Genomic DNA, 14,156 nt, shown 5'->3' with positions numbered 1-14,156 from the left:
GCGCCGTCACGAAGTGATGCGTGAGAAATTGTGAAATGATTCCGTCAAGGAATTGATCTAGAAATACGTAGAATTTCGGAGACGAGCCATGGCTCACAAAAAAGCAGGCGGTTCATCGCGCAACGGTCGCGATTCCAAGGGCAAGCGCCTCGGTATCAAGGCGTTCGGCGGGGAAGTTGTGATTCCCGGCAACATCATTGCGCGTCAGCGCGGCACCACCTGGCATCCCGGCCTTAATGTCGGCATGGGCACGGACCACACCTTGTTCGCCAAGATCGAGGGCCGCGTAACGTTCCAGGCCAAAGCCAACGGCCGCACCTTCATCTCGGTGCTCCCGCTCGCAGAGGCGGCTGAATAGACGGTGGATCAAATTTGGAGTCCGCCGGGTCCCAGACCGAACCGGCGGAGTCCTTGAGATCACAGATCGAAGGCTCCAGGGGAGGCGGGAAACCGGCCTCCCCTTTCGTTTGCGTGCTCACTTTTCACTTTAGTGACTTCGACGGAGCCGGACATGTTGCAGGATTTTTCGAGCGTGACCTTGCGGGAGGCGAGACCCAGCGTCGTCGCCACCGAGCGGCTGACCTTGCGGCGGCCGACCCTCGCCGATGTCAGGACCATCGCCCTCCTCGCCAACGACCGTCGCGTCGCCGAAAACACAAGGCGCCTCCCGCATCCCTATTCGCAGGACGACGCCATCGCCTTCATCCGCGCCAGCGCCCTGCCCGGCAGCGAGACGGTGTTCCTGATCGAGCATGACAGCGGCCCCATCGGCATGGTCGGCATCGACCGCTCGACGCCCGACAACGCCGAGCTCGGCTATTGGCTCGGCGTCGAGCATTGGGGCCGGGGCTTTGCCACCGAGGCCGCACGCGGCGCGATCGACTTCTTCTTCGAGGAGTTCGAGGACGATCATCTCTATGCAGGCGCGCGCGTCACCAACCCGGCCTCGCGCAACGTGCTGGAGAAGTGCGGCTTCCAGTGGAGCGGCGTCCAGCTGCATCGCTTCCTGGCGCTGGGCTCGTCCACGCCCGTCGACTGCTTCCGTCTCTCGCGCGGCGTGTGGGCGTCGCTGAAGAGCTGGAGCAGCGCGCGAAGGGTGAGGTAGGGCGGAGGCGGCTCAAACTGTCGTCCTGGTGAAAGCCAGGACGACGCTCGAATTTATTCCGCTGTAATCACGCTGGCGGATTCACATCCGCGTCCCTGCGTCCGAGATCGCGCTCACGCAGATAAATATAGAACCCGGCGGCGATGATGATGGCGGCGCCGACGATGGTGGCGATTTCGGGCACGTCGCCGAACACGACGAAGCCGAAGATCACCGCCCAGACGATCATCGAATATTGATAGGGCACGACGACGCTGGCCGGCGCGAGCTTGAGCGAGCGGTTGACGCAGAACAGCGCCGTGACCGAGACGCATCCCGCCAGCGCGAAGATCACGAGGCTGCCCGATGTCGGCGGCACCCAGTGGAACGCCGACAGCACAGCGCCCAGCAAGAACGTGCCGACGAATTGCGACGACGCCATCACGATATCGGGCGTCTTGCGCAGGCTGCGCGTGATCAACATCAGCGTTGCGAAAGAAAGACTGCCGCCAAGCGCGATCAGCGCCGGCAGGCTCACCGTCTGTGCCGAGGGCCGCAGCGCGATCAGGACGCCGCAGAAGCCGATCAGGATCGCCGTCCAGCGCCGCCAGCCGACCTTCTCGCCGAGAAAGATCGCCGACATCGCGGTGACGAAAATGGGCCCGGCGAGATAATAGGTGATGACGTCGGCGAGCGGCAGGTAGACCGTCGCAAGGAAGAAGGCCGCCACTTCCAGCGTCGACAGCACGACGCGAAAGAGCTGGAGACCCGGCCGCTCCAGATGCAGGAACTGGTGACGCTGCCGCCAGACCAACGGCGACAGCAGCAGCAGCGCCGCGCAGGCGCGCAGGAACAGCAGCTGCCCCACCGAATAAGTCCCGACCAGGAACTTGCCCATGGCATCGCCAAACGAGAACATGAAGATCGACAGCACCATGAGCGCAATCCCGGCAAGGCGCGCCGAGCGTTCGTCATAGGCCGATAGATTCTTGAACAGGGGCATCGAGCGCCGTTGTAATGACGCAGGCCGTCACGACAAGCCCGCGTTGGACGAATTGAACGGATTGTCGCACTCTCCGCGTCGCGGTAGCGACAGGTGTCTCACAAGAGAGCCAGGAAAGAGCTTAGCCATGACCGACTTCGACCCGGCCCGGCATCGCATGATCCCCGCGCAACGCTGGTTTGAGGATTTCGTGGTCGGCGAGCGCTTCGTGCTGCCGAGCCGCACGCAGACGACGGCGGTGTTCGCGGCGTTCCAGACCGCGAGCGGCGACACGCATCCGGTGCATTACGACGTGGAGTATTGCCGCAGCCGCGGCATGCCGCATCTGCTCGCCCACGGTTTCCAGACGCTGATCCACACCGCGCCCGGCGCCGGCCTGTTTCCGTTCATGGTCGAGGACTCCCTGGTCGGCTTCCTCGAGCAATCCAGCCGGTTCCTCAAACCTGTCTTCGCCGACGACACAATCTATCCCGCGCTCGAGGTCACCGAGCTGGTGCCGGGACGCTCGACCGGCGTGGTGACGCTCAAAAGCACCGTGTTCAACCAGCGCAAGGAGCTGGTGCTGGAGGGCACGCAGAAATTCCTGATCCGGCGCCGGCCAGCTGGTTAAGCAAGGCCACAAATCGCCGGGTTTCGGCCGATTTGCGGGTCCATCCGGGTTGCCGCGCGGGACCGGCTGGCCTACCTATGGCCCATGAAATTCCTAGACGAAGCAAAGGTCTATATCCGCTCCGGCGACGGCGGAAACGGCTGCGTGGCGTTCCGCCGCGAAAAATTCATTGAATTCGGCGGCCCCTCCGGCGGCAATGGTGGCCGCGGCGGCAATGTGATCATCGAGGTCGCCGACGGGCTGAACACGCTGATCGACTATCGCTACCAGCAGCACTTCAAGGCCCAGAAGGGCGAGAACGGCTCGGGCTCGGACCGCCACGGCGCCAATGGCAAGTCGATCGTGCTGAAGGTCCCCATCGGCACGCAGATCTTCGATGAAGATCGCGAGACCATGATCCACGATTTCACCACTGTCGGCGAAAAGTTCGTGCTGGCCGAGGGCGGCAATGGCGGCTTCGGCAACGCGCATTTCAAGACCTCGACCAATCGCGCGCCGCGCAATGCCAATCCCGGCCAGCCCGGGGAGGAGCGCTGGATCTGGCTGCGGTTGAAGCTGATCGCGGATGCCGGCCTCGTCGGCCTGCCCAATGCCGGCAAATCGACCTTCCTTGCCAAGGTCAGCGCGGCCAAGCCGAAGATCGCCGACTATCCCTTCACCACGCTGCATCCGCAGCTCGGCGTCGTGAATGCCGACGGCCGCGAATTCGTGTTGGCGGACATCCCCGGCCTGATCGAAGGCGCGCATGAAGGCGTCGGTCTCGGCGACCGCTTCCTCGCCCATGTCGAGCGCTGCCGCGTGCTGCTGCATCTCATCGATGCGACCTGCGAGCACGCCGGCAAGGCCTACAAGACGGTGCGAACGGAGCTGGACGCCTATGCCGGGCAGCTCACCGACAAGATCGAGATCGTCGCGCTGAACAAGATCGACGCGATCGAGCCGGACGAGTTGAAGAAGCAGAAGGAGCGGCTGAAGCGCGCCGCCAAGAAGACGCCGCTGCTGCTCTCCGCCGTCACCGGTGACGGCGTGCAGGAAGCGTTGCGCTCTCTTGCGGATGTGATCGGCGAGAGCCCGGTGTCTGCGAAAGCGAAGAGCGCGGCCGAAGCGGAGCCGTGGTCGGTTTGATTTTTCGTCGTCCCGGCGAAGGCCGGGACGACGCTGGAGTGTACGGCCGCAGACGCGTGCATCGCTGATAGCTTGTCTTCGCGCCCTCGATAGCGCAGCATCCCACAATCAAGAAACGGCAGGGATCACGCATGGCGCGCGCGAAGAACGTTCTCTGGATCATGTGCGACCAGCTTCGCTATGACTATCTCGGCTGCACCGGCCATCCCACGCTGAAGACACCGAACATCGACGCCATGGCGAAGCGCGGCGTGCTCTTCAGCAAGGCCTATGTGCAGTCGCCGATCTGCGGCCCCTCGCGGATGTCGTTCTACACCGGGCGCTACATGCGCTCGCACGGCTCGCACTGGAACGGCTGGCCGTTGCGGGTCGGCGAGCCCACCCTCGGCGATCACCTCAAGAAGCTCGGCGTGCGCTACGTGCTGGTCGGCAAGACCCACATGGCGCCCGATCTCGAAGGCATGAAGGCGCTCGGCATCCCGCCGGAATCGATGATCGGCGTGCACGTCGCCGAATGCGGGTTTGAGCCCTATGAGCGTGACGACGGCCTGCATCCCACGGGGCGGCCGCGTCCGAAATACGACGAATATCTGCGCCAGCAGGGCTTTGATGCGCCCAATCCCTGGGAGCATTGGGCCAATTCAGGCGCGGCCGAGGACGGCTCGCTCCAGAACGGCTGGCTGCTCGTGCATGCCGACAAGGCCGCGCGCGTGCCGGACGAGCATTCCGAGACGCCCTACATGACGCGACGCGCCATGGATTTCATCGGCGAGGCCGAGACCGACGGCAGGCCGTGGTGCCTGCATCTGTCCTACATCAAGCCGCACTGGCCCTACATCGCGCCCGAACCCTACGCCAGCATGTATTCGACATCGGACATGATCCCGGTGATCCGCTCCGAGCGCGAGCGGCAGAACCCGCATCCGGTGTTCGGCGCCTATATGGACATGCGCTACTCCCGCAACATGGCGCGCGACGATGCCCGCGAGAAGGTGATCCCGACCTATATGGGCCTGATCACCCAGATCGACGCCCAGATGGGCGTGCTGATGAAGTTCCTGGAGGAGCGCGACCTGCTGGACACCACCATGATCGTGTTCACCTCCGATCACGGCGACTATCTCGGCGATCACTGGATGGGCGAGAAGGATCTGTTCCACGAGCAGTCGGCGAAGATCCCGCTCATCATCATCGATCCCTCGAAGGAGGCGGATGCGACGCGTGGCACGCGCAACGATGCGCTGGTCGAAGCCATCGATCTCGCGCCGACCTTCGTCGACTATTTCGGCGGCAAGGTGCCGGGCCATATCCTCGAGGGACGCTCGCTGCTGCCGCTGCTGCGCGGCGAGAGTCCGCCGGATTGGCGCAAGGTGGCGTTCTCCGAATACGACTATGTCATGCAGGACGTGCGGCTGAAGCTGAATCAGCCGATCGAACGCTGTCGCCTGTTCATGGTGTTCGACGGCCGCTGGAAATACATCCACGCCTCAGGCTTCCTCCCGATGCTGTACGACCTCGAAACCGATCCGGAAGAGTTTCTGGATCGCGGCGACGATCCCGAGTGCGCCGGCGTCATCGCTCGACTGCAGGCCGAGCTGTTCGACTGGGCGCTGCATCCCAACGACCACATCACGACGCCGCGCGAGAAAATCGCCGCCTATGCCGACAACCAGCTCCAGGTGAAGGGCGGGATTTTGATCGGTGTTTGGGACGAAGCGGAGCTGGCGTCGATCAAGGACGGGATCGCGCAGCGCGCGAAGCTGTGAGTGAGCGGAAAGAGCCTCTCTCAGCTCGTCATGCCCGGGCTTGACCCGGGCATCCACGTCTTGCGTTAGGTGGCGGTGCACGTGGATGGCCGGGACAAGCCCGGCCATGACGGCGGAGAGCGGAGCGCAAACAGAAACTAATTCTCGATCTTGTACCCCGTCGCCTTCACGACCGGCTGCCAGAACGCGGTGTTGGCGGCGAGCTCCTTGGTCAGACCTTCCGCGCTGCTGCCCACCGGGATCAGACCGATCGCGGTGAGCTTCTCCTTCACCTCGGGCTTGGCGAGCGCGGCGCTTGCGGCCGCGCCGAGCTTGCTTGCGAATTCCGGCGAGCTGCCGGCGGGAAGCCACATGCCGTACCAGGCGTCGGCGACGAGATCGATGCCGCTCTCTTTCAAGGTCGGCACCTCTGAGGCAAAGGGCGAACGTTCCGCGCTGCTCACCGCGATGATCTTCACGCCCTTGGCGCGATGCTGCGCAAGCGCGTCGGCCAGCGTGGTGATCCCGAACGGAACATGGCCGCCGACGAGGTCGTTGAGGATAGCTGCGCTGCCGCGATAGGGCACGCGGCTCAAGGGAATGCCGAGGTCCTTCTCCAGCTTCGAGCCCATGAAATGCGGAATGGTGCCGCTGCTGGGTACGCCGAACGAGGTCCTGTCCGGATGTGCCTTCAGCCAGGCCGCGAACGACTTGAAATCCACAGCGTCGACCGCCGGGCTGATCACCAGCGCAAATTCAAAGCGCGCCAGCAGCGAGACCGGGACGAAATCCTTTGCAGCATCGAAGCTCGGAATCGTCTCGACCATCGGCAGCAGGTACATCGTGGGTCCGGTCGTCACCAGCACCATGCTGCCGTCGGGGCTTCCCCCCTTCACCGCCTTGATGCCGATCAGGCCGTCACCGCCGGTGCGGTTCTCGACCACGATGGTCCGCTGCAGTGCCGGCGCCATCTCCTGCGCGATCAGCCGGCACAGCGTGTCGCCGCCCGCGCCGGCCGCGAACGGGAAGATGATCTTGGTGAGCCCAGCCTGTGCGCGCGTCGCTCCCACCTGCGCCAGCAGCGGCAGGCTCAGACACCGGACCATGAATTTGCGGCGATCCATGGGTTTCCTCCACCGTTATGGTTGGCAGCATGAGAGCCGGACGGCCGCCCGGGGCAACCCGGCGTTCATCCTTTAGCATGCCGGCGCCTTGCGCGGGCCATCGTCCTGCTGCAAAAGCAGGGCCTCATCGGCGCCGCTCTCGCTCCGCCGTGTCCGATGCAGAGCAATCCGTCACACGCGCCAGCACTTGCACACATGGCCAGCCCCGAACTCAGTCAATTCCGCCGCATCGTCGTCAAGGTCGGCTCCGCGCTGCTGGTCGATTCCGACAAGGGCGAGGTGCGCGCGTCCTGGCTTGCCGCGCTCGCCGACGACATGGCCAAGCTGCATCGCGAGGGGCGTGACGTGCTCGTCGTCTCCTCCGGCTCGATCGCGCTCGGCCGCAGCCGCCTGAAATTGCCGCGCGGCCCGCTGAAGCTGGAGGAGAGTCAGGCAGCCGCCGCCGTCGGTCAGATCGCGCTCGCCCGCATCTGGTCGGAGGTGCTTGGCGCCCACGGCATCGGCGCCGGCCAGATCCTGGTGACGCTGCAGGACACCGAGGAGCGCCGCCGCTATCTCAACGCGCGCTCCACTATCGGCAAGCTGCTGGAGTGGCGCGCGATCCCCGTGATCAACGAGAACGACACGGTCGCCACCAACGAGATCCGCTACGGCGACAACGACCGCCTCGCCGCGCGCGTCGCCACCATGGCCAGCGCCGACCTGCTGGTGCTGCTGTCCGACATCGACGGGCTCTACGACGCCCCGCCGAAGAACAACCCGAACGCCAGGCTCATTCCCGTCGTCGACAGCATCTCCTCCGAGATCGAGGCTGTGGCAGGCGACGCCGAGTCCGAGCTGTCGCGCGGCGGCATGCGCACCAAGGTCGAAGCTGCCAAGATCGCGACCACCGGCGGCACGCATATGCTGATCGCCTCGGGCAAGATCGAGCATCCGTTGCAGGCGATCGCCGATGGCGGCCGCTGCACCTGGTTCCTGACGCCGGCCAATCCCATCACCTCGCGAAAACGCTGGATCGCGGGCTCGCTTGAGCCGAAGGGTACGCTGACGATCGACGCCGGCGCGGTCGCGGCCCTGCGCGCCGGCGCCAGCCTGCTGCCGGCCGGCGTGATCAAGGTCGAGGGCCAGTTCGCCCGCGGCGACGCCGTGATCGTGCGCGGCCCCGACACCAGCGAGGTCGGCCGCGGCCTGATCGCCTACGACGCCGACGATGCCGAGCGGATCAAGGGCCGCTCCTCCCCGGATGTCATGGCCATCCTCGGCATCAGCGGGCGGTCCGAGATGATCCACCGGGATGATCTGGTGGTGGGCGGGTAGCCGCTAGGGCATCCGAGTAGGCGCCGGCCGAGGCGTGGATGGCCGGTCAAGCCCGGCCATGACGCCGGAGCTGGGCCATTGATCGAGCTGCCGTCCGGCACGTGAAGCCCTGCCATACCCTGCCGACCCTTCGCAAAAGCGGGATTTCCGTGCTAGGACACTGCCTTAGCAGAAGGTTGAAACTCCCATGGCCGCCCCCCTCAAAGCCGTCGACGGCAATGCCGATCTTCAGGCGCTGATGACCGATCTCGGTACCCGTGCCCGCGCTGCCGCGCGCGTGCTGGCGCTGGCGCCGCCGGAGCAGAAGAACCGGGCGCTCGAGGCCATGGCGCGGGCGATCCGCAACAATGCCGCCGCGATCCTCGCCGCCAATGCCGAGGACGTCACCGAGGCCCGCGCCTCCGGCAACGCCACCTCGTCCTTCATCGACCGCCTGACGCTGACGCCGGCGCGGGTGGAGGGCATGGCCGAGGGCATCGGCATCGTGCGCGGCATTGCCGATCCCGTCGGCATCGTCACCGAGAGCTGGCAACGGCCGAACGGCATGACCATCGAGCGCGTGCGCGTGCCGCTCGGCGTCGTCGGCGTGATCTTCGAGAGCCGGCCGAACGTTGCGGCGGACGCCGGTGTGCTGTGCCTGAAGTCGGGCAATGCCGTGATCCTCCGCGGCGGCTCCGACAGTTTCCGCTCCTGCCGCGCGATCCATGACTGCCTGGTGCAGGGCCTGCGCGAAGCGGGCCTTCCCGAGGCTGCCATCACGCTGGTGCCGACGCGCGACCGCGCGGCGGTAGGCCAGATGCTGTCGGGATTGAATGGCGCCATCGACGTGATCGTGCCGCGCGGAGGCAAGAGCCTCGTCGCGCGCGTCGAGCAGGAAGCGCGCGTGCCGGTGTTCGCGCATCTCGAAGGCGTCAACCACATTTACGTCGACGGCAGCGCCGACCTCGCCATGGCGAAATCGATCGTGCTCAACGCCAAGATGCGCCGCACCGGCGTCTGCGGCGCCGCCGAGACGCTGCTGGTCGATCGCGCCGCAGCCGGTAAAAACCTCAAGCCGCTGGTTGAGATGCTAATCGAGGCCGGCTGCGAAGTGCGTGGCGACGACGCCGTGCAAAAGATCGATGCGCGCGTCAAACCCGCGAGCGCGGACGATTGGGACACCGAATATCTCGATGCGATCATCGCAGCGAAGGTGGTGAACGGCGTCGACGGCGCGATCGCGCATATCCAAAATCACGGTTCGCACCATACCGATGCGATCGTGAGCGCCGACGAGACCGCTGCGAAAAAATTCCTGAGCGAGGTCGATTCCGCGATCGTGCTGCACAACGCCTCGACGCAGTTCGCCGACGGCGGCGAGTTCGGCTTCGGTGCCGAGATCGGCATTGCCACCGGCAGATTCCACGCCCGCGGCCCGGTTGGCGCCGAGCAGCTGACGAGCTTCAAATATCGCGTTCACGGCACCGGGCAGACGCGGCCGTAGACGACGCAGGGCGCGGGGCATTGAGCAACAATTTCGTCGCGCCACGTTTCTTCGCGCAGGCCATACCGACCCATACCTCGGGCATGCGCATCGGCCTGCTCGGCGGCTCGTTCAACCCGCCGCACCAGGCCCATCGCGCGATCAGCCAGTTCGCGCTGAAACGACTCCAGCTCGATCGCGTGTGGTGGCTGGTGACGCCAGGCAATCCGCTGAAGGAGAACGGCGCGCTGCATGAGCTCGGCGCGCGCATGCAGGCGGCGCGCGAAATGGCCGACGATCCCAGGATCGAGGTGAGCTGTCTCGAATCCGTCATTCGCACGCGCTATACCATCGATACGATCAACACCTTGCGCCGCCGCCTCTCGGGCTTGCGCTTTGTCTGGATCATGGGCGCCGACAACCTCGCTCAATTCCATCGTTGGCAGCACTGGCGGCGCATCGCCGACCAGGTGCCGATCGCGGTCATCGACCGTCCGCCGCAGAGTTTTCGCGCCCTCGCCTCTCCCGCCGCCCAGGCGCTCAGGCGCTATCGGATGCCGGAGAATGAGGCCGCCTTGCTCGCGGACCGGCCCGCGCCAGCCTGGGTGTTCCTGACCGGAATGAAGCTGAATCTCTCGTCGACCGGCTTACGGAACCCGGACGGAAGCTGGAAAGGTACGAAGTGAGTCAGATTGTGCGAACGCCATGCGGTCTTCGGGCTCTCTGGCATATTGAAACCCTTAACCCCACATGATGTAGTGTAACCAGTGGGCGCCGGATTCGGCGTTCGCGATACAGTGAAAGGAATGGTCCCTGACCACATCTGTATTGTCCAAGACAGCCTCACCCAAGACGGCTTCACCGAAGTCTGTTTTACCCAAGGTTGCCAAGCCGACGCGTAAAACATCGACCAAAGCTGCGGCCTTGAAGGCGCAACCCGACGCCGACAAGACGCTGAGCCTGATCCTCTCCCGCCTCGACGACATGAAGGCGGAAGAGACTGTGACCATCGACCTTCGCGGCAAATCGGCCTACTCCGACTACATGATCGTCACCACCGGCCGGGTGAACCGGCACGTCGGCGCGATCGCGGAGAACGTCGCCAAAGGCCTCAAGGAAAACGGCATCAAGAACATCCACGTCGAGGGCTTGCCCAATTGCGACTGGGTGCTGATCGATTCCGGCGATGTGATCGTGCACGTGTTCAGACCCGAGGTCCGCGAGTTCTACAGTCTCGAGAGATTGTACACGCAGGGCCCAGGGGCGGCGAAGGCGATCTGAGAGGCTGCTGGCCGATTTCGAATCGGCTGACGCGCATGCTAGCGTCGTGCGCGCGCAGATCGCGCGCGGTCCAGAAAACGCGACCCTGAACATATCATGCGCATAGCCGTCATTGCGGTGGGCCGGCTGAAGCAGGGCCCCGAACGGGAGCTTGCCGAGCGCTATTTCGAGCGGTTCGACGAGGCCGGCCGCAAGCTCGGATTCCGCGAGCTCGCCATCCACGAATTGCCCGAAAGCCGCGCGCGCGATACGGCGACGCGGATGGCCGAAGAGGCCGCGGCGATCTCCGCCCATATTCCCGAAAAGTCGGTGCTGGTGGCGCTGGACGAGCGCGGCCAGAATCTGGATTCGACCGTATTCGCACGGCATCTCGGGCGCTGGCGCGACGAGGGTGCCGGTCATACTATCTTCATGATCGGAGGGGCGGACGGACTTTCGCCCGAATTGCGCCGTAAGGCCAAGCTCGTGATCGCGTTCGGCTCTGCGACCTGGCCGCATCAAATGGTCCGCGTCATGCTTCTGGAACAGCTTTATCGGGCCGCCACCATTCTGGCGGGCCACCCCTATCACCGCGCGTGATCCGCGCCACAACGAGCACCTTTGCTTAAAGCGATGCGAGCGCCGATTTTCAACCTGCTGCTGATCGCCGGCGTTGCCGGCGCAAGCCTCGCGCAAGCTCAGACGCCTGCACCGCAGACTGCGGCCGTAGCGCCCGATGCGATCAAGCAGCGCGAGCAGGAGCTCGAAGCCGCGCGCGCCAGCAAGAAGAGCGCTGAGGAAGCGCAGGCCAAGCTCAAGGCCGAGATCACCTCGCTCGGCCAGGACCGCACCCAGCTCAATCAACAGTTGATCGACACCGCCGCCAATGTGCGCACCGTCGAGACCAAGATCGACGAGGCCGAAGCGCGGCTGCGATCGCTGAACGGCCGCGAACAGGCGATGCGCAGCTCGCTCGATTCACGCCGCGCCGACATCGTCGAGGTGCTGGCGGCCTTGCAGCGCGCCGGAAGGCGGACGCCGCCGGCACTTCTGGTACGGCCCGAGGATGCCCTGCAATCGCTGCGCACGGCGATGCTGCTCGGTGCCGTGGTGCCGGAGTTGCGCGGCCGTGCCGAGAAGATCGCGGGCGAGCTCGGCGAGCTCGTGGCCTTGCGCAAGACCATCGCGACCGAGCGCGACCAGCTTGCCTCCGACCGCGACAAGGTGCGCAACGACCAGACCCGGCTCGCGGCTCTGGTCGACGAACGGCAGCGTCAGCAGGCGTCGCGCGAAAAGGACCTCGACGCCGAGAACGCGCGCGCCGTTGCGCTCTCAAGACAGGTCGGCGATCTCCAGGGGCTGATCGCCAAGATGGAGCAGGATCTGCAAAGCGCCGCCAAGGCGGCCGAGAAAGCAGCTGAGGCCGCCAAGCAGGCCGAGGCCAAGGCGGCTGCAAACGCGGCCGCCAGCGCCAAGACCGGCCCCGGCACATTCAAGGATCGTTCCCGCACCACCCCTGCGATGGCCTTCGCCGCGGCCAAGGGCCTCCTGCCTCTGCCGGTTAACGGTAACAAGATCAGGGATTTCGGCGGTTCGGACGGGCTCGGCGGGGTCCAGAAGGGCATTTCGCTGGCGACGCGGCCCGGCTCCCAGGTCACGACGCCGTGTGATGGCTGGGTGGTCTATGCCGGCCCGTTCCGCAGCTATGGACAACTCTTGATCCTCAATGCCGGGGGCGGGTATCATGTGCTGATCGCCGGGATGGAGCGCATTTCGGTCAACATCGGACAATTCGTGCTCACGGGGGAGCCTGTCGCGACCATGGGGTCGACCTCTCAAGTCGCCTCCATTCTCGCCACGAACGCGAGTCAACCTGTGCTCTATGTCGAGTTCCGCAAAGACGGCACTCCAATCGATCCAGGCCCATGGTGGGCCGCAAATGAAGGCGAGAAGGTTCGCGGATGATGCGCAAGACTTCAGTTATCCTCCTCAGCGCGGCCACCGGTGCGGCGCTGACGCTGTTCGTGACGCAACCGCGCGCGGTCTTCATGGGCTCCAGCGCGCGAGCCGCCACTGCGGACACCTATCGCCAGCTCAATTTGTTCGGCGACGTGTTCGAGCGCGTGCGCTCGGACTATGTCGAGAAGCCCGACGACACCAAGCTGATCGAATCCGCGATCAGCGGCATGCTTACCGGTCTCGATCCGCATTCGAGCTACATGGACGCCAAGAGCTTCCGCGACATGCAGGTGCAGACCCGCGGTGAGTTCGGCGGCCTCGGCATCGAAGTCACGATGGAAGACGGCCTGATCAAGGTGGTCTCGCCGATCGACGACACCCCGGCCTCGCGCGCCGGTGTCATGGCCAACGACATCATCACCAATCTCGACGACGAGGCGGTGCAGGGCCTGACCCTGAACCAGGCGGTCGAGAAGATGCGCGGCCCGGTCAACACCAAGATCAAGCTGAAGATCATCCGCAAGGGCCAGGACAATCCGATCGACGTCACGCTGGTGCGCGACAACATCCGCGTCCGTTCGGTGCGCGCCCGCGTCGAGGCCGACGACATCGCCTATATCCGCATCACCACCTTCAACGAGCAAACCACCGAAGGCCTGAAGCGCGAGGTCGCCAACCTCTCGAATCAGATCGGCGACAAGCTGAAGGGCTACGTCATCGACCTCCGCAACAACCCGGGCGGCCTGCTCGAGGAAGCGGTCACCGTCTCCGACTCCTTCCTGGAGAAGGGCGAGATCGTCTCGACCCGCGGCCGCAATGCCGAGGAGACCCAGCGCCGTACCGCGCATACGGGCGACCTCACCAAGGGCAAGCCGGTCATCGTGCTGGTCAACGGCGGCTCGGCTTCGGCGTCGGAGATCGTCGCCGGCGCGCTGCAGGACCACAAGCGTGCGACCATCGTCGGCACACGCTCGTTCGGCAAGGGCTCGGTGCAGACCATCATTCCGCTCGGCTCCGGCAACGGCGCGCTGCGTCTGACCACGGCGCGCTATTACACGCCGTCGGGCAAGTCGATCCAGGCCAAGGGCATCGTGCCCGACATCGAAGTGCTGCAGGACGTGCCGGACGAGCTGAAGTCGCGTACCGACACCAAGGGCGAAGCTTCGCTGCGCGGCCATCTCAAGAACGACGGCGACGAGAAGACCGGCTCGCAGTCCTACGTTCCGCCGGACGCCAAGGACGACAAGGCGCTCAAGCTCGCCGACGATCTGCTCCACGGCATCAAGAACAGCGCGTCCGCGGCGCCCACGCCGGGCGGCGACAAGGCCACGACCGACAAGCCCAAAGCGGCGAACTAGGTCGGCGCATCGCGATCTGACGAAAAGGGCGGCTCCCGGAGCCGCCCTTTTTGCTTGGAACTCCTGATATCCCCCGGCCTATCCCGGCCTGCCGCCGCTTGACCCCGGC

General features: G+C 65.2%; 14 protein-coding genes. 12 read left to right on the top strand and 2 right to left on the bottom strand.

Translation table 11 applies throughout. The features are described from left to right. Positions 1-88: 88 nt before the first annotated feature. Both rpmA and IVA93_RS01035 read left to right on the top strand, forming a co-directional pair. Positions 89-358: a 50S ribosomal protein L27 gene (gene rpmA / locus IVA93_RS01040; RefSeq protein WP_018459863.1), complete on the top strand. Its 270-nt coding sequence runs from the start codon at positions 89-91 to the stop codon at positions 356-358. Positions 359-511: 153 nt separating this feature from the next. Next, positions 512-1,105: a GNAT family N-acetyltransferase gene (locus tag IVA93_RS01035; RefSeq protein ID WP_018459862.1), complete on the top strand. Its 594-nt coding sequence runs from the start codon at positions 512-514 to the stop codon at positions 1,103-1,105. 67 nt (positions 1,106-1,172) lie between these two features. Here the strand turns inward: IVA93_RS01035 and IVA93_RS01030 are convergent, their stop codons facing one another. Further along, positions 1,173-2,087, bottom strand: a complete 915-nt coding sequence (locus tag IVA93_RS01030) for a DMT family transporter (protein WP_018459861.1) — start codon at positions 2,085-2,087, stop codon at positions 1,173-1,175. Positions 2,088-2,214: 127 nt separating this feature from the next. Here IVA93_RS01030 and IVA93_RS01025 point away from each other — a divergent pair, with 127 nt between their 5' ends. The 3 genes from IVA93_RS01025 (at position 2,215) to IVA93_RS01015 (ending at position 5,588) form a co-directional block, all read left to right on the top strand. Further along, a complete protein-coding gene (locus tag IVA93_RS01025) occupies positions 2,215-2,697 on the top strand; it encodes a MaoC family dehydratase (protein ID WP_018459860.1) in 483 nt (160 codons plus the stop codon). An 84-nt stretch (positions 2,698-2,781) separates the two neighbouring features. Beyond that, positions 2,782-3,822 carry a GTPase ObgE gene (gene obgE / locus IVA93_RS01020; protein ID WP_018459859.1) on the top strand — a complete coding sequence of 347 codons (1,041 nt, stop codon included), beginning with the start codon at positions 2,782-2,784 and terminating at the stop codon, positions 3,820-3,822. Between the two features lie 131 nt (positions 3,823-3,953). After that, positions 3,954-5,588, top strand: a complete 1,635-nt coding sequence (locus tag IVA93_RS01015; protein ID WP_018459858.1) for an alkaline phosphatase family protein — start codon at positions 3,954-3,956, stop codon at positions 5,586-5,588. A 137-nt stretch (positions 5,589-5,725) separates the two neighbouring features. On the opposite strand, the gene IVA93_RS01010 is transcribed toward IVA93_RS01015, so the two are convergent. Beyond that, positions 5,726-6,691, bottom strand: a complete 966-nt coding sequence (locus IVA93_RS01010; RefSeq protein ID WP_018459857.1) for a Bug family tripartite tricarboxylate transporter substrate binding protein — start codon at positions 6,689-6,691, stop codon at positions 5,726-5,728. A 195-nt stretch (positions 6,692-6,886) separates the two neighbouring features. On the opposite strand from IVA93_RS01010, the gene proB reads away from it, so the two are divergent. The 7 genes from proB (at position 6,887) to IVA93_RS00975 (ending at position 14,047) form a co-directional block, all read left to right on the top strand. After that, positions 6,887-8,008, top strand: coding sequence for a glutamate 5-kinase (proB, locus tag IVA93_RS01005; protein ID WP_018459856.1), 1,122 nt, complete (start codon positions 6,887-6,889; stop codon positions 8,006-8,008). A gap of 187 nt (positions 8,009-8,195) precedes the next feature. Further along, the gene (locus IVA93_RS01000) at positions 8,196-9,491 is read left to right on the top strand and encodes a glutamate-5-semialdehyde dehydrogenase (protein WP_018459855.1); all 1,296 of its coding nucleotides are present in this window, start codon (positions 8,196-8,198) and stop codon (positions 9,489-9,491) included. Between the two features lie 20 nt (positions 9,492-9,511). Then, positions 9,512-10,156, top strand: a complete 645-nt coding sequence (locus IVA93_RS00995; RefSeq protein WP_026233892.1) for a nicotinate-nucleotide adenylyltransferase — start codon at positions 9,512-9,514, stop codon at positions 10,154-10,156. Between the two features lie 238 nt (positions 10,157-10,394). Beyond that, entirely contained in the window at positions 10,395-10,751 is a 357-nt protein-coding gene (rsfS, locus tag IVA93_RS00990; protein ID WP_007598906.1) for a ribosome silencing factor, read from the top strand. Between the two features lie 96 nt (positions 10,752-10,847). After that, entirely contained in the window at positions 10,848-11,330 is a 483-nt protein-coding gene (gene rlmH / locus IVA93_RS00985; RefSeq protein ID WP_018459852.1) for a 23S rRNA (pseudouridine(1915)-N(3))-methyltransferase RlmH, read from the top strand. 33 nt (positions 11,331-11,363) lie between these two features. Beyond that, the gene (locus IVA93_RS00980) at positions 11,364-12,695 is read left to right on the top strand and encodes a murein hydrolase activator EnvC family protein (RefSeq protein WP_018459851.1); all 1,332 of its coding nucleotides are present in this window, start codon (positions 11,364-11,366) and stop codon (positions 12,693-12,695) included. Further along, positions 12,692-14,047 carry a S41 family peptidase gene (locus tag IVA93_RS00975; protein ID WP_018459850.1) on the top strand — a complete coding sequence of 452 codons (1,356 nt, stop codon included), beginning with the start codon at positions 12,692-12,694 and terminating at the stop codon, positions 14,045-14,047. Before IVA93_RS00980 ends, IVA93_RS00975 begins: the two co-directional genes overlap by 4 nt. The last annotated feature ends 109 nt before the right edge of the window (positions 14,048-14,156 follow it).

This window comes from Bradyrhizobium sp. 155 (assembly GCF_023101105.1).
GTDB classification, from domain to species: Bacteria; Pseudomonadota; Alphaproteobacteria; order Rhizobiales; family Xanthobacteraceae; genus Bradyrhizobium; species Bradyrhizobium canariense_D.
Note: the sequence above shows the minus strand (reverse complement) of the source record. Positions and strands in the feature narration are given on the sequence as shown.